A 21,565-nucleotide genomic window follows, 5' to 3' on the forward strand; every position below is an offset into this window, starting at 1 on the left:
TGCCAAAAACATGAAACGCTATCTACTGTTGCTAATCCTCGCTTTGGCGGCCTGCAAGACAACCGATCGGCTTGCGACCTGCACGGGTACGCCATTCCAACTGAACGCGGGACAATGGGAAACCACTCCTGAGGATCTTCAGGTCGAGTGCGCGGAAGAGCCCAAGTGAAATTTCCTGAACATGCCCTTCTGGTGGAGAGAGAAACGCTAGCCGCTCACTACAAGAAGGTGGAAGCGTTTCAAACTTCACGAGCGAAGTCTGCGCGGCGCTTGTCAAAGGCGCTTATAGCCTTTGCCGCAGCGGCGGTCCTGGGAAATGTCGCCCAGGCATTTACCATCGCTGCCATGGTCCCGTTGGCCAAGCTCGTACCTGTGTTCCTCTGGGTGCGGCCGGACGGTACCGTTGACAGCGAAGTGTCAATCTCTCGACTGCCGGCAACCCAAGACCGAGCCGTCATAAACGCTTCGCTGTGGGAATATGTACGCCTGCGCGAGGGCTACACGGCAGATACAGCCCAATACGCCTATGACCTCGTCTCCAGTTTCAGCGCACCTTCTGTGCAACAGCAATATCAAGATTTCTTCAACTATCCCAACCCCACCTCGCCGCAGGTCACGGTTGGGAAGCGCGGCAAGCTCGAGGTCGGGCATATTTCATCAAATGACATCAGTCCCGACGTTCAGCAGATCCGATACAAACGTACGCTTGTTATCGATGGGCAGACGCCGATAGTGACCTCCTGGACTGCTACCATCCGCTACGAGCGCTTGACGGGTCTGCCTGGGCAATCGAGGCTCACCAATCCGGGAGGTCTACTCGTCACATCCTACCAAGCCTCGCAAGACACCGTATCGAACCTGGGCTTCGTGCAGCCATGACAAAAAGAGCATTTCTGGCGCTGGCCTGTTCACTCTTCCTAACGATGGAAGCGTGCGCCGAAGACACGCCACTTGCCGGCAAGCATGATGCGCGGATGCGCTACCTGGCTTACCGCCCCGACGAAGTGGTGCGCCTATCGACCGCAGTTGGGGCAACGCTGGTTGTCACATTCGCGGCAAACGAGACCGTCGCAGCCGTGGCTGTTTCCAATAGCAAAGACCTGGCTGCGCTCCCGCGCGCCAATTATCTCTTTTTCAAGGCTAGCCGGATGCTGTCGCCGCAGCCGGTCGTCGTGCTGGCCGAGAGCGAGTCCGGTACACGCAGATACGTCTTCAGTATTTCAACGAAAGCGATGCCCAAACTCGATGAGGAGCAACCAGACCTATACTACAGTGTGCAGTTCACCTATCCTGCTGATGAGGCTGCTGCTCAGAGAAAGGAAGCGGAAAGGCGCTCGATTCTTGGCCAGGCCCGGGCGAGAGTGCTGCAAGACGAGAGAGTTCGGGATTTGTTGAATCGGCCCGCCGCAGCTGCCAGTCCGGACGAAAGCAATTTTCACTACGTCGCAAAGGGCGATCGGTCGCTGGCGCCGCTGGAAGTCTTCGATAATGGCTTTACGACCGTATTTGGATTCGCAAGCAATTCCCGCATACCCTCCCTCTACGTTATCAATCCCGACGGCAAGGAAGCCGCTGCCAATTACACGGTCAAAGGCGACTATGTTGAAGTATCCGCCGTCGCCCGGGAATGGCGTCTGAGAGATGGCAACACGGTCTTGTCCATTTTCAACAGAGCTTATGACCCTGTGGGACGAGCGCCAGCGACCGGTACAGTGACACCCGACGTGTGGCGCGTTTTGAAAGGCTCGGGACGATGAATGAAACCGGCCCACAGGCGGGACATGATGTCCATGCATCCGGATCGATGGTCTCGGAGCCGGCCCGCCGGCATGTTTCGGGATCGCAGAAGTTGGCCGTCGCTGCTCTTGTTCTCATCTCGTCTCTATCGCTCATCTGGCTCGGAGGTCGTTCCAGCACACAAGACGAACCATCTCAGCCAAAGCCGCCAATTGTCGCCAACGTCGAGCCATTCCGTCCCGTGCCAATCGAGGTTGCTCCAGAACCTCCAGCACCCGCAGAGGCGGCCAAGGCGGCAGAGCCTGCGCCATCCACGCCGCCCCCACCAGCGGCAGATGATCCGCCGCCGGAGGAATCACCAATTTTCGCCTACAGCGGCAGCGGTCAAATGCCCAATGCCGATCAGCGGAGCGAAGACAAGCAAAATGATGCTCCGGGGACAGCGGATGAGATTTCAAACGGTGGCGATCTGTCAGGCCGATTGAAGCCAGATATACAGGAGCCGAGCCGGGCCACACTTTTGCCGCACCCTGATCTCGTGATTACTCAAGGAACGATCATTCCCTGCATTTTGCAAACTGCGGTCGACACAAATTTACCCGGCTATGTGAAGTGCGTCTTACCTAAAGCCGTCCGAGGCGCCACCAACAACGTCGTGCTCTTGGATCGCGGGACAACCGTGATTGGCGAGATCCAGCGCGGTCTCCAGCAGGGGGATGCGCGTGTATTCGTGCTGTGGACGCGCATCGAAACACCTGACCATGCCCTCGTTTCGATAGCATCGCCGGGCGCTGACGAGCTCGGCCGCTCCGGAATGCCTGGCACGGTGGACAATCACTTCCGGGAACGCTTTGGCGGAGCGATTCTCATGAGCGTCATCCAAGGCGCGTTTCAGGCGGCTGGTCAATATGCGGCCAGCTCTGGCGGAGGAAGCGGCACCAACAGCTTCCAGAGCAATGGTGGACAAGCCGTCGAGACGACATTGAGAGCGACGATCAACCTTCCCCCAACCCTGAAGAAAAACCAAGGAGACGCCGTATCCATCTTTGTGGCTCGGGACCTCGACTTCTCGGATGTATACGATCTTAGAGCGACTGCCGCAGCGCCATCCCCCCAACATCGCGAACGCCGGAGAAACAACAATGCAATCGGAGGCTGATCCTCAATTGCGTTTGCTTCTCGATCCCGTTCTGAAATGGCTTGAGGAGCCAAGAACCGAAGAGGTCGCTATCAACCGGCCTGGGGAAGCCTTTGTCCGACAGGCCGGCGTTTTCACGAAACATCCACTGCCGCTGTCTTATGACGATCTGGAGGACATCGCGATCCTCGCCGGAGCGCTGCGCAAGCAAGATGTCGGACCGCAAAGCCCCCTCTGTGCGACTGAGTTGCCGAACGGAGAGCGGCTGCAGATCTGTTTGCCCCCCGCAGTACCCTCAGGAACAATAAGCCTGACGATACGGCGTCCCTCAAGTCGTGTGACCGAACTCAAGGAAGTTTCTTCTCGCTACGAATATTCGCGTTGGAATCAATGGCGGTCACGAAAAGAGCGCCAAGAGCGGCAGGACGAAACGATTCTTCAGCACTACGACCATGGTGACTTGGAGCAATTTTTGCGAGCCTGCGTCTGCGGGCGGCTCACAATGCTGCTTTGCGGACCGACTGGAAGCGGCAAAACGACAATGAGCAAGACTTTGATCAACGCTATACCCCCGCATGAGAGGTTGATCAGCATCGAGGACACGCTCGAACTTGCAATCCCGCACGAGAACCATGTCCGCTTACTCTATCCAAAGGACCGAGCAGGCGCAGGTGCGGTGACGGCCGAGCAACTGTTGCAAGCCAGTTTGCGCATGCGGCCTGATCGAATATTGCTTGGCGAGATGCGCGATGACGCCGCTTGGGCCTACCTTAGTGAAGTCGTCTCCGGCCATGCGGGATCGATATCAACGATTCATGGGGCTGATCCGGTACAAGGTTTCAAAAAGCTCTTTTCACTCGTCAAGAGCAGCGCGCAAGGAGCCGCTGTCGAAGACCGCACGCTTCTTGACATGCTGTCGGCTGCCATTGACGTCATCATACCGTTCCGTACCCAAGGCGACGTGTATGAGGTAGGAGAGGTATGGCTCGCCGCCGATGCCCGGCGGCGGGGAGAGACAGTAGCCGACCTTCTCAACAAGCACTAAGGCTGGAACAACGTCTCGGGATCGGTAAGCCGGTGTCGACGCGTTATTCTGTTCTGCTTCGATATCTTTTTGACGGGCCTTCTCGCAGTGGTTGGATAGGCTGAGCGATTCGGCGGTATCATGCCATCATCATTGTACGAACCGCATGCGCCATTGTCCGGGATGAGACCGGCTTCGCTAGCCAAAGGACGAGGGCCTGATTAGCGGATATGACCGGCATGGAGTCGGTTTGGCCGACGACTATGACAGGCACCGTCATGAGGGTGGGGCATACGGATTCGGCCTGTCCTCGCTCCAGGAAAGGCGTTCTACCTAAAATCACCAGGTCTGCTGCCTTCCCGCTTTCGGTCCACTCGCAAAGACCTTCAAGGTTCGCGAAGCCGACCGGCTCATAACCCAGCGCGGCGATCTGGTCCCTGTAGATCTCCAACTCTGCTGGATCGGGCTCCACGACTGCAACGATTTCTCCGTTGCCAAGTGGTCCGTCGTACCGACCGAAAGCGATGTCAGCGGTGACTGGCTCCTCGTCGGAGGCCGGTAGGTAGATATCAAACCGCGTCCCTCGGCCAACAGCCGAGGTGACATCAAGGCATCCTGCGAGCGCGCTCACGTGCCTGTCAACCGCAGCAAGACCCAGCCCGGTCCCGCCGACGACAGAGCGCGTGGTAAAAAAGGGCTCAAAGACATGCGGAAGTATCGAACTTGCGATTCCCGGGCCATCGTCGCTGATGGAGAGGAGAACGTAATCTCCAGGTCTCAAGGTGCCCTGAGCCAGCGGCTTGGTTTGGCGCACCTGAGCGCGAGAAACGCTGACCTCGACACGGCCCTCGTTCAAGACAGCCTCCGACGCGTTCTTGCATAGATTCATGAGGATCTGCTGTATCTCGGTTGGGCTGCCCTCGACCACCGTTTGCCACTCGTTGATCTTGAAGTTCAACTGAACATCCGACCGAACTGTGACCCGCAGCAATGGCGCAAGATCCATGACAATTTCGGAGACGTTGAATGGCACTGCCACGCGCTGTCGGTTTCGGCTTAGTGACAGGATCTGGTCGACGATCAGCTTGGCTCGGTGTCCAGCTAAAATGATCTGGTCGATGTGATTACGGATTCTGGAGGGGCGACGCACAAGGCTTTGGGCAATCTCTGAATAGCCGATTATTGCCCCTAAAATGTTGTTGAACTCATGTGTAACGCCGCTTGCGATCGTGCCCACGGTCCTCAGCCTTTCCACATGCTCCCATCGACTCACCAGAAGGTCGCGTTCCGTATTTATACGTTGCAGTTCAAGATGGTTGCTCAAACGCACAATGGCGCTGGCAAGAACCCGCAGGTCGTCTGCCGAGGGGAGTGAGCGATCTCCTTCAAAAACAAGGATGCAAACCACAACCTGCTGATCGGAAGCCCTGCAGGCAACAATTTGACAAACACCGGAAAGCCCTAAGGCGGTCCGAACGACGCGAAACACTGGCCGTCCGGCGCGGACAAGTGAAACGACTTCATCAATAAGCGGCACGTTCCAGACGGGTGTGTACGTGTTCGCCACAAAGCACTCGGTATGCCTGCTGAGACTCGGATCCACTAGGGCGAGCGCGCATTGATCCGCATCGAAAACGCGTTGAACGACTCTGAGCGCTTCTTCGGTGGAAAAGCGCGCCGAGGCGTCCTTTGCTTTACTTTCGTTGAGGCGAGTTTCGATCTCACTCATTGCCTCTTCAAGCTCCAACCGCCTTTTCAGCCGGTTCGTCCGCAGAGGCTGCCTGGAGGGCGGAATCATCGCAAACAAGCAGAGGCATATGGACACCAAACCGAGGAAAAGTCGCATGCGCTGCGCGTGCGCGCTGGCCAAGCTGTAGCCCTCCAGATGCTCTCGCTCCAGTTCGGCGGCCTTGGAGAACGTGTCCGGAGATGCGATCTGATCGGCAGCTTCGTCCAACCTCCATGAAGAAGATAAGGCAGCTCCAGCCTTGCTCAGAACGAGCCTCGGTTCAGCCGAAAGCACGATCAGCATCGAAAGTTCAACCATGCCCGACGGTGCTCCCCCAAGGCGGCCAATCGAGCGAGCTAGCTGTGCAAGACAGCTTTGCATGAGCTGATTTTGTTCGACCAAGACTGAGACGGCAGCCTTTTTGCTTTCGATCGAATCTATGAGCTGCGCGAGCAATCTGGATTGCTCTGATCTCTCATCGGACGAAATCTCGAAAGAACGTTGCAAGTTTACACGAGTCTTTTGCAACGCTTGCCCGATAGAAGCAACCGAACGGTAGTCCAATGTCATATCCATCCCAGCGCGGGCGACGTCGCGCCGGAGCAATGCGTCATTGATCTGAATCGTTCGCAGCTGGCTTAGGATCGCGTGATCGATCTGCGGGGGCTGGCCCTGCGTCCCGACCAAGAGCGCAATCGAGGTGGCTAGGGCGATCATAATTGCTTTGTCGGAACTGAGCCAAGGAAACGGCGTTTGATCCGCGATGGACCCCTTGCGAAGGTCCGACATGAATTCCAGTTCATGGGCTCGGTATGCGGCCGGATGCTGCTGGAACAGGAAAGCCACGCCTACCTCTCCCCCTTATGAGAATGGCTTAACACCGTTACCGAACTTGGTCCTGGTGCGCTTCCAGCGCGAAATGAGCTCCCAAAGCGCCTACGCGACGCGGAGCACATCCTTACGATTCTGAAAGCAGATCAACATGACGCGCAGGCGGTTTTTACGCCGGGGCGTCAGCTTAGGCCCAGGATGAAGCGCCGATTGGGCGCGCGGATAGGGCGCGCGTTTTCGGGATATAGCGAGGTAAATCGCTCTATGTCTGCTGGGTCGACATCAACCGGTTCCGTCGCCACCATCCAGTCGACGTTTTCCGTGCATGGCGGCGTCGTCAAAGATCCTTCATATGTCCAGTAGCCAAGCGAAGCCGGCAGAAGCTCGTTCGGGTCGACTTCATCGACGGCTGCCTCTTCGCCTGACGTTGCAGGAAATGCGGCAGCAAGCCGGGCAAAGCTGGCATTTGTGGCGCCTGGCGTCAGAAACACGCTCAGAACACCCACAGTATCGCTGTTGCGGCCCTTATGGACAAAATGCGCTTCCATCGGGAAACTCTTACCTGCGACGTGGTGCTCGCTTGGTGCATGGAAATGGAACTGTAGCAGCTCATAGACACGATCCCCCCGAGTGAGCGTGCTGCCTTGCGGCAGGTTGATCTGAATGGTGTGGCCGTTGTTCACCATTCTGCCGCCGCCCCTGTGCCAACCTATGGCGATGTGCGGAATATCCGCTTTGACCGCGCCCCTGATATCGACCGGCGATTGCTGCATGCCCGCCGAGCAGACCAAATTCGTCTTGTCCAGATGCCCCCATTGTTCGGGGCCGACCGGCCCGGCATATCCCCATTCGGTGCTGGCCGCCCGCGCGGCTTCAGCGCAAATGGGACAAGCGCCGAGTGCAACGAAACCTTTGATCAGATTACGACGGTGCATGTTGCTGTGGCTCCTACTGAACACTTCAATTTGGCGTGGCATGGGAACTGCGGGCGCAGCTGTGATGTGGGCGACAGGGGCCGAACAGTTCGGCACGCCACCATCGCGGCCTCAGGGCGACCGACGGTCCCGCGCACGGCCGTGCTCGCCGGCCACATGCGGTTGTGACAGCTATTTTCCCCCGGTAGAGGATAGTCCCAGCTAGCCGGCTGTATCCATGCTCATTGTCTCCACGACCGCCGTTTGCCGTTCGGCTGCAGATCACATTGGCAACTCCACCGAAGATGGCGGCACCCGGGCCGCACTGGGTAAGCGATTCCACGCAACAACTCCGATGGCCCCACCAGGCCAACTGACGCTTCATATTCATCATCGGACAGCCGGAGAAATCGATTGCTTAGATAAAGAAGCATCCATGACGTGGATGCATACATTGCCATTGCCCAATTTGCGGTGCTGCTTGGGACGCCGGCTACGGATAGGAGGGTCGGCCATTTCCCGGCGACAACAACGCGGCTGAGAACTGGGCGAGGCGGCACGAAATTTGGCTAGACCTTATGCTGTCACGGCTTCCGGGACCAAAGGCTTGCGAGCCTGGGCAGTCGGCTGCGATTCAGATTGAGTTGCCCTGAAGACGGCCCAGCAGAACAAAATTCTCACTGATGTTGCGACGACGCCCGCCGAAACTCATCCTGAACCACTGAAGAAGGTTCAAGTGCCTGGACGAAGTGTCTAGGTGTTCTCAGCCCTTGCGTGCTCTCGATTCGGCAGCTTCATCGCCAGGTAGTAGCCCAACAGAGATGCAGATCGACCGGCGATGTCGCGGACCAGCTGTTGAGTTACCGAGCTTGGGAGTCTCGCTGAGCAGGTTCTGAAGCCCAGCAACGGAGTCCGGGCATGATCATGCGGGACGACATCTTGAAAGGCCAGACAGCGAGGCACCCGTCGGGCGCCGCCGTTCAAATTCATTCCGTTAGAACGAGCTTTGGAATCGCAGAACGCCGCCGAGCCTGTCCGCTTTGCCGACGTTAGCCGGGTTCGAGGCGACGGGAGTGAGCTTGGCGTAGTGGGCATAATCGACTTCGGCCCTGATTGTGAACCCTGGAATGGCCATATAGGCGAATTGCAGCCAGTCCGCAGTTGCTGAGCTGATCGCCTGAGACCTGGAGGTTCAACGACGTTTTCTCGTCGAAACCTGTAAGTGGCCCCTACCCACAAAGCCCAGTCGCCGCTCCATTCTTGTAGAAGCCGCGACCCTGAGCGGCGATCGCCCTGCTTGGGTCGTCGTTGGGATTGCCAAGGGAGCCGTAGCCGAACATACCGAATAACGACAATCATCTGTGACGTTGAGGTCGATGCGGACCTTGCCAGCCAAAGCGTTGTAGTTGCTGTCACGAGCGATGACGCCGGTGATCGCTCCGCCAGCCTGTGTCTGTCTCACGCCTAAGACGACGTGGGGAACATGGCCGTCAAGAGAACCGACCTCACCCGCCCCTTATTCAAGTGAAACCAGAGCTGAAAACCCATTGTCGGAATCCAGATAGTACTGAGCTACGTTGGTGTCGAAATCGCCAATACGCAACGAGTGCATTATTGAAGACGTTCCCGGAGTATCCGGCAAACGTGTCGAAGGCCGAGTCGTCCTTCCCGACACGCAGGCCACCAAGCTGGATCCAGGCGGAAGTCAACTTGGCGCCGCTGTTGAAGGCTGTTCGGCCAACCCTTCAGGTTCAGGCGAACGCCTTGGTATTTTCCTTCGCGCACGGGATCGACTGTCAGGGAGGCCGCATCGAAGACGATGCCTTCGTCGGGAGCTTCGACCTGGCAAATCCGGGTGAAGAGGTCGTGAATGGCGCCGGGGTCAGGGTCGCCTTGGCCGAGCAGGTCAAGATCGCCGGTTGGCCTGAAGACGTATTCGGGCCAGGTCACGAACAGCATTGCGCCCTTGAGTACATAGCGCTCGGACGCTTCGGTCATACTGAGGCGGAAAAGCAAGCGTTCGATCGCATACCGCGTCAGGATGCGCTGATAGTCGTCACCCTGTTGCCTAGAGTGCTGAAGAAGGCGGTCTCTTATTGAGGCGGCAGGATTCTTGAGAACCTTAGCCATCATTGTACGGCCTTGATATAGGGCTCGATCCGGGCGGTCACTCGATCAATGACCGCGTACTTCATCAGCTCACTCGCTATGGTCTTTCGTTGTTGCAGAGCGTCGCGGAGCGCCTCGACTGCGACGTCTTCGCCAACATGACGGCGATGCTTGAAGCAATCGGCAACCGTTTTTGCGACGCCATAGATCGCTACATCGACGCCTTCGACGCGGATGAACTCGACTCCGGATGCCAGGACTTCGCAGGTCGCCCGAACAATCTCCAGACGCAGGCCTGGAGTGTGCGGCGTCCTTGCCTTGTGTGGTATCGTCATCCACACCGCGTGCGGAAGCTGGGTCGTCAAACCGTGGTGACGAAGCGCGCTGATGAGGCTGACCACGCCGTTCGGCACAATACGTGCCGCTTCTGCCAGATCATGATCGGTGTCTTCGCCCATTCGCTCGGGATGCTGGTATAGACCGCGCCTGAGACGTACGATATCACCGGCCTCGGTAAGGCGCCTGAGATAGACCAGCGGGATGCCGGCCGCCGTAAAGTCGCGCGCACGCACGATGCCGCGATCTCGAACGAGATTCAGGGCGGTCTCACGGTGGGTCATACGATTTCGAGGCATTTGTTATCTATTGTCGGCAAAAATTTAGATTTGTCGACAGAAAAGAACAGTTGGGAAAACTCAACTGATGTCATATATTTCATATGACCATGGCGCAACAGGTTTCCCCGCTTGATCTTACCCCAAAGCACGTCCGGGCCGCCCGGGCTCTTTTGGCGTGGTCCCAGCACGACTTGGCCAAGCAAGCCGGCGTGGCGACCTCTACCGTTGCGGATTTCGAGCGGGGTCAACGTATCCCCGTCGCCAACAATGCCCAAGCAATTCGTACGGCGCTCGAAAATGCCGGCATCCGTTTCCTGCCGACGGGTGCGGTAATCGGACCAGCTATCCCGAATATCACCCCGTCCGAGCGAGCAGGCGCACCTATCCGCTGGGTGGATGCGGAAGATCTTTCGGTCTGGGCAAACCGAACAGAAGGCGTGCTGAGCATGCCAACCCTTGTTTCACATCTGATACGCGCTACCGCCGGCACCGCAGTTCACCTCCGCTTTCCAGCTGACGAAGGGGTCCAGCATCCGGGCTGGGACGGACAGACCTACACGGACACAGGAAACTCTTACGTGCCGAAAGGTGAGGCTGGTTGGGAGATCGGAAGCCAGCGTCGCGACATCGAAAGAAAGGTGACCGAGGATTACCGGAAGCGAACCGACGAGCCGGCGCCGTTCGATCCAGCCAATGCTAGCTTTGTGTTCGTCACTCCCCGCCACTGGCCCGGCAAGGATAAATGGGCAAAGGCCCGAGAGGCGGAAGGGCCTTGGGCAAACGTTCGTGTTTATGACGCCGACGACCTTGTCCACTGGATCGAACAAACACCGGTGGTTGGGCTGTGGTTGGCGGTTCGCCTGGGGAAGCGACCGGAGGACACTCGAGAGCTCGAGGAAGTCTGGGAAGAGTGGTCGCTCGCTGCGAAGTGGCCCCTGACCGAGGAGTTGGTCCTAAGTGATCGTGACGAGGAAGCAGCTGACCTTCTCCGCTGGCTTCGCAGCAAGCCATCCGTTTTCTCGCTCCAAGCTACGACCACAGATGAGGTCGTGTCGTTCTTTTACGCAACACTTGCGATGCTCCCGGACGAAGTGAAGGCCGCTTACAAGGCCCGATGCCTGGTGGCGACGACCGCTGCGGCGGCGCGAGCATTGGCAAACGCGCCAGGTCCTCTGATTGTCGTCATGACTGAACCAGACCCCGGCATCGCGCACGCGCTGGCGGGACGCGGCCACTATGTCCTGCAAGCCTATGACGAGCGGCCGATCTCCCGAGGTGACGTCCGTGCCCTACCGCGACCGTCGCGCGAGGGGATCGCTAGCGCTCTGGTTGCCGCTGGCATTGCGCAACCTCGTGCCGAGGCATACGCGCGCGACAGCGCACGCAATTTGGCTGTCCTGCGTCGCCTTATTCCCAGCGCGCCGGGGCGACGGCCACAGTGGGCGGAGGTTAGGCCGCCTCAAGCATTGTTGGCAGCACTTCTCGCGGGCGGCTGGGATGAGGACGCAGAGGCGGATAAGGCACGCCTTGCAGAGCTCGCTGACGAACCATATGACGCAATCGCCCGCGATCTGATGCCTTACGTCGGAAGATTTGACAGCCCACTGCAAAAGATCGGCTCGACCTGGCGTATCGCTTCGCCGCAAGATGCATGGTTCCTGCTTGCGCGGCATTTGACAGGGGTCGACATCAAGCGCTTCGAGGCTGCAGCCCATGCTGTCCTCGGCTCCGTAGATCCGCGGTTCGAGATGGACCCAGACGAGCGCTGGATGGCGAGTGTTCGCGGCGTCCAGCGCGACTATTCGGGAATGTTGCGCCATGGGATCGGACAAGTACTGATCCTGCTTGCTCTGTGGGGCGAGGAGATTAAGACGATACCGGACGCCGCACGCCGTGCTGATCATATTGTCGCGAAGCTGCTGGCGAATGCCACCAAACAGAGATGGTGGTCCCTATCTCGAGACTTCCGATTGTTGGCCGAGGCCTCACCGAGCGCCTTTCTTCGGGCCATCGAGGATAGCCTTGATCTGAACGACCCGCCAATCCGCGCCCTATTCGGCAGAGACGGGGAAGGTGTCTTTGGGGCAGAGCATTTGTCGGATCTTTTGTGGGCGCTCGAGTCCCTGGCCTGGTCGCCAGAGCTCATGCCGAAAGTGACCCATGTCCTGGCTCGGCTGGACGCCATCGACAACCCGCCCGGGCAATACGCGAACCGACCGGCCAACAGTCTCCGCGCGATTCATCTTCTCTGGCTGCCCCAAACCTATGCGACGCTCGACCTGCGGCTTCGGGCGCTCGACCTCATTCGCAAGCACGAGCGAGACGCCGCCTGGAAACTCATGTTGAGCCTGCTACCGCAGGGGCACGACACCTCCATCCCGTCGCCGATGCCGCTGTGGCGTGATTTTACCGTCGATGAAGTCGAGGTGGCTACATGGGCCACCATCGGGCGCGGAGCTGTGGCGATCACGGAGCGTGTGCTCGTCGACGTCGGCCTCGATGCCGCCAGGTGGACCGCGCTGCTCGACCGATTCGCTGACCTTTCACCGGACACGGAAGGTGGGTTCTCTACACTGGAGGCGGCTGAGCCGAGGATTACTAAGCAGATTGACCGCGCAGCAATATGGGCCGCCATGCGCCGTGTCCTCCATCACCATCGGCAATTTCCAGACGCCGAATGGTCCATGCCGAGTCAAGTGCTCGACCGACTTGAGGCGATTTACGAGCGCTTCGCACCCGCTGATCCAATAGAGCGCGTGGCATGGCTCTTTGAACAAGATGCGGGCTTGCCACGGCCTTCGGCCGAAGGTTGGAAGACGAATGAGCGTGAGGTCGATCTAGCGAGGAAAGATGCCGCACACGCCCTGTTCTCCAAAGACGGCATTCCAGCCATCCTCGCGCTCTCCCGCAAGGTTGGCACAGCGGGATACATCGGCAAGGCGCTCTTTGCTGGCGGTCTCTCCGAACCCGATCTCGAAGCGCTGTTGGAGTCGGCAATTCGAAGCGAAGATGCGCATGAGCGTGCTCTTGCCCACGGCCTGATCGTCTCTGCCTTTGCAGAGCGAAAGGAGCCATGGGCAGCTGAGTTGATCGCTAAGGCAACCAGTCGCTCTTGGGGCGACACCGCATTGCTTACGATCCTGCGCGCGCTTCCTGGGCGGCGTTGGACTTGGGACCAGGCTACCAGCGCTGGCGCTGAAATCGAAGAAACGTATTGGCGTCAGACGCCGGTGTTCTGGATGAGCGACGACCGTGACGAGGTCGGTTTCGCGATCCGCAAACTCATCTCCGTTGGTCGCGCGCGTCACGCTCTGCCGCTCGCGGCACGCGACAGCCGAACTGATCTGCTCTCAGATCTTCTCATCGAGGTGCTACTTGAGGCCGTCCGACAGCCGTTCGAGAGCGAGGGCGACAGGAACGAAGCGACGATGTTCCAGCACTACGTCGCCGAAATCCTCCAGGTGCTTGACAAACGTGATGACGTCGACAGCAATGCATTGGTCAAGGTCGAGTGGGCCTATCTACCGATTTTGACTCGCTCGCGCCGTCCGCCCAAGGTGCTTATGAAGGCGCTGTCGGAGCAGCCATCCTTCTTTGTCCAAATACTCAGCGCGGTATTCAAGGCGAGCGAGGAAAGCGGTGTCGTCGACGTTGAGCCGCAGGATCCCGAGCGAGCACGCGCCATCGCCACCCAGGCCTACCGACTTCTTGAGGAATGGGATCGGCTTCCCGGTACAAAAGATGATGGGACGATCGATAACGTTGCTCTTGAGGGGTGGATCAAGGAAGCTCGATCGCTCGCTAAGACCGCCGGCCGAGAAGATATCGCCGACAGTCGCATTGGCAACGTTTTGGCTGCCTCTCCTTTTGGAGCAGACGGCAACTGGCCGGCCGAAGCGGTCCGCGACGCAATCGATCTTTTCCGCAGCAAACCAATGATCAATGGCTTTTTGACCGGTAAGATGAACCGACGTGGCGTAACAATGCGATCGCCGCGCGACGGTGGGGAGCTGGAACGGAAGGAAGCCGCTAAATACCGCGGATGGTCGAATGCGATCTCTTTCGACCATCCGCATACGGCCAAGGCTCTCGACACGCTAGCGGACAATTATGAGGCTCAAGCACATCGCCACGATCAGAGTTCCGAGCGACTGGACTGGGAATGACTGCTGGGTTTCGGGCCTGGGATCGTGTGGCCAATGCTGTTTCACACGCGAACTGCTGTATGCCGAGCTTCTGGTTGGCCGCGCGGAATTCGGAGCTTTTGCAGCAAAGTAGGTCTCTCGGTCCGCCAGAAGCGCCAAAGGCCAGACCCCAATGCTCGACGCGTGGTCACGTCACCTCGGAGGGCGAGAAAAGAGTGTTGGGGAACGGGTACGCGCGGCCTCAGTCGTGCGTTCAATGGAAAGCACTGTGTGAGGAGGATCCTCCCCATCGTGCAGTGACAGGAGATGGTCACCGATTTCCTTATCCGCTGCCGTGAGCCGATGATTCAGGCGAAGAAAGTCCATCCAGGTCGGCGTGCGGAATGTCTCTGTCCAAATCGAAGGCGTTTGAAGATTTCGCTGCAGTGTCCAGTTTCGCGCACCGGCACGGCTCTGAACATGCCGCCTGGCGCGCATGTAGCCCAGAAAGGTCTCGATGTTCTCTTCGGGTATCCGATACTCCACCTTGACCACTATGGGTCCACTTCTGGGCTTCAAGTCGAGTGCCAGCTCCGGCGGGCGAAAATCCGAACTTTCCTGATCCGTTTCCTCCCATGGACCGACCGGTAACAGCATTCCCGCAGCCGCAACCAGCAACAGAGCGCCGGCGGCGCCCTCCAAAGCCCAGCCTAAGGAGTAGTTCTGTGCGACAGTACCCCAGATCCAGCTGCCAGCCGCCATCCCGCCTGCGCTCAAGGCGTAGTAGATCGACAGTGTCCGGCCGACCACCCATCTGGGGCTTGCCAGTTGCACCGACACGTCGATCCCAGTCCAGGTGATGAGCCAACCCGCGCCGCCGAGTGCCAGCGAAACGACCGCCACGGGGACCGATGATGTGAGTGCAAGCGAAAGGCAACATGCCGCACAAGCGACAGAGGCGAAGGACACCAGCCTGTTTTGAGACGTCATCCGCCTTAGAAAGCTATTGCTCATGCCCGCAATGAAAGCACCCATCCCGAAGCCGGCCAGCAAGATGCCGTAGATGATCGGGCCGCTCTTCAGCTGGTCCCGGACAAATAGAGGCAGCAATGCAAGGATGGAGATGCTTGCCAGGCCGAAAAGGGTTGCACGGGCAATCGCTGCCCTGATCTCCAGGGACATCACAGTGAAGCGCACTCCGTCATGAATTGCCATCGTCATGCGTTCACGAGGGAGAGGGGAAGTGCGAACCTTCCATCGTGTGCGCCATATCGCGGTTAGCGGCGCCAGATCACTCAGCGCTGCCAAGGCGAAAGCGGCAAGCGGTCCAAGAAATGCCAGGACCACGCCCCCCAAAGCCGGACCAACGCTGCGTACAATGTTGTATCCTACGGACATGAGGGTGACCGCGGCCGGGATGTCCCTTTTGTGAAGGATATCGCCAACAGATGCGTGCCAGGCCGGATCATTCAAGGCAAAGCCGCAGCCAGCCAGGAAACCCAATGCAAGAATTAGCCATGGACCGGCAAATCCCAGACCCACGGATATCATCAGCGTCGTTGAAGCCAATGCTATCAGGCAGTGCCCCGCAAACATCACCCATCGGCGGCTGAAGTTGTCGGCAATGGCTCCGGCAACGATTGAGAGGAGGAACACCGGCAAGGTGGATGCAGCCTGCACCAGCGCAACCATCAGGTCCGAAGCGGAAATCGTGGCCATCAGCCAGCTGATGGCCACCGTTTGCACGAGCCAACCGAGGCTGGATATTTGTGTGGCGGTCCAGATCGAGCGAAACACCGGGTTTCGAAAGGGAGCGAGCGTTGCTGAGGCAGGCAGATGGGTATTGTTTTCGGACTGCATGATCATTTGATGCCTTCGAGGGGCCGCTTGTTCAATTCTCGGCTGCCGGTGCTGCCGCTACAATATTGATCTATGGACCAGAAGGGCCGGACTTATCGACCAGGACGACTTCGTCGAGGTGAGGAGGGGTGATGAACTCTGTTGGCTCCGCTCTCCCATGCTGGCGCCGACAACCTTCGAAAGACAGCATTGCCGATCGTGCTGATCGACAGAATCATCTGCAACTTTGATCGCTCTGGCCTGACCACGCCAGCGCCCATGAAGCTTGTCGGCGACCATTTTTTCGTGCGCCCGTTCGTTCGTGTCATCGGTGACGGATCCTGTGCATGACCGCGTACGGCTAAATTCCTATGACGAGTGCGCCTCCGCTGAGACCGGCACCGGCCGCGGCAAGAAGAATCTTTTCGCCTGGCCGAAACGGCTGCGCCCGATGCGAAAGCGAGAGCGAGAGTGGGATCGTCGCGGCCGAAGAGTTGCCGTAATCGGCAATCGTCTTGACAATTGCTTCATCCGCTATGCCCAGATTCCTGCCGACCGCATCGAAGATCCGGGCATTGGCCTGGTGCGGCACGAAACGATCGATGTGTTGCGGCGGCATTCGGGCGGCCGTGAGCGCACCTCTCGAGCAGTCAGTCATCATCTCTACAGCCCTGGCGAACACTTCACGCCCGTCACTGATGGTCATACGGGTTTGCTCGAGGTCCAGCTCGCCATGAAACGGCGTGTTGCTGCCGCCGGCGGGAATCTGAATCAGCCCGTAGCGCGAGCCGTCCGAGGCCATCGCCGCGCCGAGAATGCCTCCGTCCGGCTCTTTGCACGGGGCAACCACCACCGCGCCGGCGGCATCCGCAAACAACACCGCGCTTGCGCGCTCGGCCGGATTGATGCGGCGGCTGAGGATATTGGCGGCAATCACCAGGCTCGCTTTGCCATGGAGGCGGGTGAACCCATCCGCCAACATCAAGGCATAGATGAAGCCGGCGCAGGCACCCGTCAGGTCAATCGCACCGGCGCGGTCGAGCCCGAGCCGGTGGGCCACCAGCGGCGCGCTCGGTGGCAGGAGATGGTCGGGCGTGGACGTGGCCAGCAACAGCAGGCCGATATCGTCACGGTCGACACCGGCATTCGCCAGCGCCATGTCGCCGGCGCGCGTGGCAAGGCCCGATAATGTGTCTTCGCCCGTTGCCCAGAAGCGCGACCGTATCCCGGTGCGCCGCTCGATCCAGCCGGGTTCGAGCCCGAGACGACCTTCGATTTCCGCGTTATTGACCTTGCGCGCCGGCGCGTGATGACCGAAACCGACGATGCGCGACGACCGGATCATGATCGCGAACCGAAGCGTTCGCCGGCCTCCTCTATGGCGTCATAGAGCCCGTCCAGTTCGTCGCCGGTGATGCAATAGGGCGGCAAAAGATAGAGGACATTTCCGAGCGGGCGCACCAGCATGCCACGTTCGAGGAAAAAAGCGCGCAGTTTCGGCCCGATCTCCGCCAGATATCCGGCCGAGCCGGTGCGCAGATCGAGGGCTAGGATCGTGCCGTTTGCTCGGCCCTCGGCGAAGAAGGGATTGTTTTGGAAGCGTTGCAGGCCATCGGCCTGTCTCGCACTTAAGGCCGCAATCCGCTTGGCGACCGGCTCGCACCGCCAGACCTCGACATTGGCAAGCGCGGCCGCGCAGGCGATCGGATTGGCGGTGTAGGAACTTGAGTGGAAAAAGGTCTTCTTTCGGTCCACGCAGTAGTGGGCCTCGAAGATGGCATCGCTGGCGAGCGTGGCTGCCAGCGGGACGGCGCCGCCAGTCAAGCCCTTCGAGGTGCACAATATGTCCGGTGAGATCGATGCCTGCTCGCAGGCGAACATGGTTCCGGTGCGCCCCCAGCCGGTCATCACTTCGTCGGCGATCAAGAGCGTGCCGGACGCTTCAGCGATCCGCTTCAATTCCGCCAGCACCCAGGCCGGATACATCAGCATGCCGCCGGCGCCAAGCACGAGCGGCTCGATGATCAGCGCGGCGGCGCGGCGGTCAAGAGACAGGGTCTCGAAACGATCCAGCGTTTCCTGCTCCCGCCCCGCGGCCGGAAAAGGAATGGTGTCGACCTCGAACAACAGCGGTTCGTAGGCGGCATTGAACACGCCCCGGGCGCCGACGCTCATCGTGCCGATCGTGTCGCCATGATAGCTGTGTTCCATGGCGACGATGCGCGAGCGCGGCGCGCCTGTGTTGCGGAAATAGCCGAGCGCCATCTTCAGTGCGACTTCAACGCTCGTGGAGCCGCTGTCGGAATAAAAGACCCAGTCGAGGCCTGGCGGCACCATTTCGATCAGCGCCGACGCCAATTGCTCTGCCGGCTCATGGGTGAGGCCGGCGAAGATCACCTGGTCAAGCATCTCGGTCGCAATCCGGATCGCTTCCATGATCCGTGGCTGGCGGTGCCCGTGAGTGACCACCCACCAGGAGGAGATTGCGTCGAGGATACGCCTTCCGTCATTCGTCTCCAGCCAAGCTCCGTCGGTGCGGACGACGGACAGCATGGGCGGCTCGATCGCGTGCTGGGTGAAGGGATGCCAGACGCGCGACCGCGGCATCACTCGCCTCCAGCCATCTGCGCAAGGTCGAAGCTTGCAAACATCGCCTTTCTCAGAGTTTCGCTCGTGAGCGGAGCGAGGTGTGGCAGTCTGCCGAGCTGACGCACCGCGCCCAACTCGGTGATTGTCTTTTGCGTATCGGCCGCCTCTTCACCGATGAAGACAACGCCGATCAGCGGGATCGAGCGAGCCCGCAGGGCTTCGATCGACAGCAGGCTGTGGTTGATCGTGCCGAGTTCAGTGCGGGCGCACAGGATCACCGGCAGCCGCCATTCAGCGAAGATGTCAATGAATCTTGTCTGTCGATTGATCGGCACCATCAGTCCGCCAGCGCCTTCGATGACGAGCGGTGTGGGCAGGACCGGAAATGAAAGATCGGCAGGCTCGATCGAGACACCGTCGATTTCGGCTGAACGGTGCGGCGACAAGGGGCTCCTCAAGCGGTGGGCCTCCGGCAGCACCCGCCCCGATGGCAGGCCAGCGAGCCGTTCGACCACCTCACTGTCGGTCTCACCTTCGAGACCCGATTGGACCGGCTTCCAGTAGAAGCCGTCGAGCAGACCTGCGAGCCCCGCGGCGAAAACGGTTTTGCCAATTCCCGTATCGGTTCCCGTGACGACGATGCGCTTGCTCATGCCGTGGTGGCCAATACTTCGGCAAGCGTCTCGACCATGACGCGAATGTCAGCCTTGCCCACGTTGAGCGTCAGCGAAATGCGCAGCCGCGAGGTACCCTCCGGCACCGCCGGCGGACGAATGCCGCGTAAGTCGAAGCCGCGAGCCTGCAGAGCCGCCGCGACAGCCATGGTGCGCGCCACGTCCCCAATGACAAATGGGTGGATCTGCGAACCGCTGGGCTTGGCTCCGCAATGCTCGGCCAGTTGCCGGCTTGCGAAGGCAACGTGCTCGTGCAAATCAACGCGGCGCATCGGCTCGTCGACCAGCATTGCGAGCGCTTCGCGCGCAGCCACTGCCATCAGCGGCGATGGTGCGGTGGCGTAGATAAACGGACGGCAGCGATTGACAATATAGTCGCACAGCACTCGCGGCCCGGTGACGAGCGCGCCCGATGCGCCGAGTGCCTTGCCGCATGTATGGAGAGCCACGATGTTGTCGCGGCCCTCGAACGCGGCGGCCAGCCCGCGGCCCCCCGGTCCCCAGACACCTGTGGCATGTGCCTCGTCGACCAGTATGAAGGCCTCGTGCCGATCGGCAAGCTCAACCAGGCTCTCCATCGGCGCGCAGTCGCCATCCATGCTGTAGAGGCTTTCAACGCCGATCCAGATGCGGCCAATGCCGCCTTCGGCGCGCCAGCGCCTGATCGCGTCCTCAAAAGCATCAATGTCATTGTGTGCCACCAGCCTGAACTCGGCGCGTCCTGCCCGGGCCCCTTCATGCATGCTGGCATGGGCGAGTTCATCGAGGATCAACAGGTCGCCCTTCTTCACCAGGGTGCTCAGGAGGGCGAAGTTGGCCATGTAGCCGCTGCCGAAGAACAGCGCCCGTTCGGCCCCGAAGAACGCGGCAGCATCTGACTCCAGCGCCTCATGCTCCGGCGCGTTGCCGCGCAGAAGCCGCGATCCGGTAGCGCCCACAGGGGTGCCCCGCTCGATTGCCGCCGCGACTGCATCGCCAAGTCTCTTGAAGGCAGCAAGCCCGAGATAATCGTTGGACGAGAAGTCGAGCCCGACCCGCGGCGCCAGTGCGCGCAGCCGGTCCTTGCGTGCCAACCCCTGCAAGGTTGCTTCAAAGCGGGCGAGCGGTGGCTCGTTCATTTCGCCTCGCCTCGCATCGGTTCGATGCCCAGACGTCTAAATAGACGAGTATCCTTGTCCTCTCCGGGATTGTCCGCAGTCAGCAGCGTGTCGCCGACAAAAATGGAATTGGCGCCGGCAAAGAAGCACAGCGCCTGGGTCTCGTCGCTCATCGCCGTCCTGCCGGCGGAGAGCCTTACATCAGACTTCGGCATCATGATCCGGGCGAGCGCAATGGTGCGGATGAAATCGATCGGATCGATGGGTTCGGCATCGGCGAGCGGCGTCCCCCTGATGGGGATCAGCATGTTGATCGGCACGCTTTCGGGCGGCTCGGGCAGGTTCGCCAGCGTCACCAGCATGTCCATGCGATCGGCCTTTTCCTCTCCCATCCCGACAATGCCGCCGCAGCAGACCTTGATCCCAGCCTCGCGCACGCGCCCAAGCGTTTCCAGCCGGTCGGCAAAGGTCCTGGTCGAAACGACCTTGCCGTAATAGCGCGCAGAGGTGTCGATGTTGTGGTTGTAGTAGTCGAGACCGGCCGCCTTCAGGCGCTGCGCCTGGCTGAGGTCGAGCATGCCGAGAGTCATGCAGGTCTCCAGGCCGAGCGCCTTCACGCCTTCGATCATGGCGAGCACGGCGTCCATGTCGCGCTCCTTCGGACTGCGCCAGGCAGCGCCCATGCAATAGCGGGTTGCGCCAGCATCTCGTGCCTTGGTCGCCTCCTCGACGACATGTTTGACCTCCATCAGCTTCGAGGCCTTCAGGCCGGTTTGGTGATGCGCAGACTGGCTGCAATAGCCGCAATCCTCCGGGCATCCGCCGGTCTTGATGCTGAGAAGCCGCGACAGCTGCACCCGGTTGCGATCGAAGTTCTGGCGATGGACCGTCTGCGCCAAGAAGAGCAGATCGTTGAACGGCATTCCGTATATAGCCTCGGCCTCTTTGCGGCTCCATCGGGCTAGTGCTGCCTCCATCGACTGCGTGGCAAAGTCCGAGTCGCACTCCTCGTTCATTTCCGTTGTCATCGTCAAAGCCTCTATTGCCGATCAGCGAGCGCACTCACCAGTCCGTCGAGTGGGAGCCCCTTCCGATTGGCTCGTCGGTGGGCGCAATATTGGGATCCGGAAGTAATGAAGGGTG

Annotated in this window: 16 protein-coding genes and 1 pseudogene; 7 read left to right on the forward strand and 10 right to left on the reverse strand. The window is 59.8% G+C overall.

Annotated features, from left to right (window positions below; genetic code table 11):
• Positions 1 to 10: 10 nt before the first annotated feature.
• The 5 genes from FJ423_RS15725 to virB11 are packed head-to-tail and all read left to right on the forward strand — an operon-like array spanning position 11 to position 3,920.
• A complete protein-coding gene (locus FJ423_RS15725) occupies positions 11 to 169 on the forward strand; it encodes a type IV secretion system lipoprotein VirB7 (protein ID WP_013533338.1) in 159 nt (52 codons plus the stop codon).
• Positions 166 to 879 carry a type IV secretion system protein VirB8 gene (locus FJ423_RS15730; protein ID WP_013533337.1) on the forward strand — a complete coding sequence of 238 codons (714 nt, stop codon included), beginning with the start codon at positions 166 to 168 and terminating at the stop codon, positions 877 to 879. The genes FJ423_RS15725 and FJ423_RS15730 overlap by 4 nt, the downstream gene beginning before the upstream one ends.
• Entirely contained in the window at positions 876 to 1,757 is an 882-nt protein-coding gene (locus tag FJ423_RS15735) for a TrbG/VirB9 family P-type conjugative transfer protein (RefSeq protein WP_064993311.1), read from the forward strand. Before FJ423_RS15730 ends, FJ423_RS15735 begins: the two co-directional genes overlap by 4 nt.
• Positions 1,754 to 2,896, forward strand: a complete 1,143-nt coding sequence (gene virB10 / locus FJ423_RS15740) for a type IV secretion system protein VirB10 (protein WP_064993310.1) — start codon at positions 1,754 to 1,756, stop codon at positions 2,894 to 2,896. Before FJ423_RS15735 ends, virB10 begins: the two co-directional genes overlap by 4 nt.
• Positions 2,880 to 3,920, forward strand: a complete 1,041-nt coding sequence (gene virB11, locus FJ423_RS15745; RefSeq protein WP_013533334.1) for a P-type DNA transfer ATPase VirB11 — start codon at positions 2,880 to 2,882, stop codon at positions 3,918 to 3,920. The genes virB10 and virB11 overlap by 17 nt, the downstream gene beginning before the upstream one ends.
• A 118-nt stretch (positions 3,921 to 4,038) precedes the next feature.
• Here virB11 and FJ423_RS15750 read toward each other — a convergent pair whose 3' ends face one another.
• The 3 genes and pseudogenes from FJ423_RS15750 to FJ423_RS15760 form a co-directional block, all read right to left on the reverse strand.
• Complete coding sequence (locus FJ423_RS15750; protein WP_064993308.1) at positions 4,039 to 6,474, reverse strand: ATP-binding protein; 2,436 nt, start codon at positions 6,472 to 6,474, stop codon at positions 4,039 to 4,041.
• Positions 6,475 to 6,641: 167 nt separating this feature from the next.
• On the reverse strand, positions 6,642 to 7,394 hold the full coding sequence (locus tag FJ423_RS15755) for a carbonic anhydrase (protein ID WP_064993307.1): 753 nt from the start codon (positions 7,392 to 7,394) through the stop codon (positions 6,642 to 6,644).
• Positions 7,395 to 8,367: 973 nt separating this feature from the next.
• Positions 8,368 to 9,073 (reverse strand): annotated as a pseudogene (locus FJ423_RS15760) (porin); the annotation flags it as partial.
• On the opposite strand from FJ423_RS15760, the gene FJ423_RS34185 reads away from it, so the two are divergent.
• A complete protein-coding gene (locus FJ423_RS34185) occupies positions 8,988 to 9,473 on the forward strand; it encodes a hypothetical protein (RefSeq protein ID WP_064993306.1) in 486 nt (161 codons plus the stop codon). The pseudogene FJ423_RS15760 and the gene FJ423_RS34185 overlap by 86 nt on opposite strands.
• A gap of 29 nt (positions 9,474 to 9,502) precedes the next feature.
• Here FJ423_RS34185 and FJ423_RS15770 read toward each other — a convergent pair whose 3' ends face one another.
• The gene (locus FJ423_RS15770) at positions 9,503 to 10,102 is read right to left on the reverse strand and encodes a type IV toxin-antitoxin system AbiEi family antitoxin domain-containing protein (RefSeq protein WP_084015684.1); all 600 of its coding nucleotides are present in this window, start codon (positions 10,100 to 10,102) and stop codon (positions 9,503 to 9,505) included.
• A gap of 104 nt (positions 10,103 to 10,206) precedes the next feature.
• On the opposite strand from FJ423_RS15770, the gene FJ423_RS15775 reads away from it, so the two are divergent.
• Complete coding sequence (locus FJ423_RS15775) at positions 10,207 to 14,265, forward strand: helix-turn-helix transcriptional regulator (RefSeq protein ID WP_064993355.1); 4,059 nt, start codon at positions 10,207 to 10,209, stop codon at positions 14,263 to 14,265.
• Between the two features lie 171 nt (positions 14,266 to 14,436).
• Here the strand turns inward: FJ423_RS15775 and FJ423_RS15780 are convergent, their stop codons facing one another.
• The 6 genes from FJ423_RS15780 to bioB all read right to left on the reverse strand — a co-directional run bounded on the left by FJ423_RS15780 (position 14,437) and on the right by bioB (position 21,450).
• Complete coding sequence (locus tag FJ423_RS15780) at positions 14,437 to 16,083, reverse strand: MFS transporter (protein WP_064993354.1); 1,647 nt, start codon at positions 16,081 to 16,083, stop codon at positions 14,437 to 14,439.
• A 340-nt stretch (positions 16,084 to 16,423) separates the two neighbouring features.
• Positions 16,424 to 17,407, reverse strand: coding sequence for a beta-ketoacyl-ACP synthase III (locus tag FJ423_RS15790; RefSeq protein WP_064993303.1), 984 nt, complete (start codon positions 17,405 to 17,407; stop codon positions 16,424 to 16,426).
• Complete coding sequence (locus tag FJ423_RS15795) at positions 17,404 to 18,669, reverse strand: adenosylmethionine--8-amino-7-oxononanoate transaminase (protein WP_064993302.1); 1,266 nt, start codon at positions 18,667 to 18,669, stop codon at positions 17,404 to 17,406. Before FJ423_RS15795 ends, FJ423_RS15790 begins: the two co-directional genes overlap by 4 nt.
• Positions 18,669 to 19,304: a dethiobiotin synthase gene (gene bioD, locus FJ423_RS15800; RefSeq protein WP_064993301.1), complete on the reverse strand. Its 636-nt coding sequence runs from the start codon at positions 19,302 to 19,304 to the stop codon at positions 18,669 to 18,671. The genes FJ423_RS15795 and bioD overlap by 1 nt, the downstream gene beginning before the upstream one ends.
• Positions 19,301 to 20,443, reverse strand: coding sequence for an 8-amino-7-oxononanoate synthase (locus FJ423_RS15805; protein WP_064993300.1), 1,143 nt, complete (start codon positions 20,441 to 20,443; stop codon positions 19,301 to 19,303). Before FJ423_RS15805 ends, bioD begins: the two co-directional genes overlap by 4 nt.
• A complete protein-coding gene (gene bioB / locus FJ423_RS15810; RefSeq protein ID WP_064993299.1) occupies positions 20,440 to 21,450 on the reverse strand; it encodes a biotin synthase BioB in 1,011 nt (336 codons plus the stop codon). The genes FJ423_RS15805 and bioB overlap by 4 nt, the downstream gene beginning before the upstream one ends.
• Positions 21,451 to 21,565: the final 115 nt, after the last annotated feature.

The organism is Mesorhizobium sp. B2-8-9 (genome assembly GCF_006439475.1).
Classification (GTDB): domain Bacteria; phylum Pseudomonadota; class Alphaproteobacteria; order Rhizobiales; family Rhizobiaceae; genus Mesorhizobium.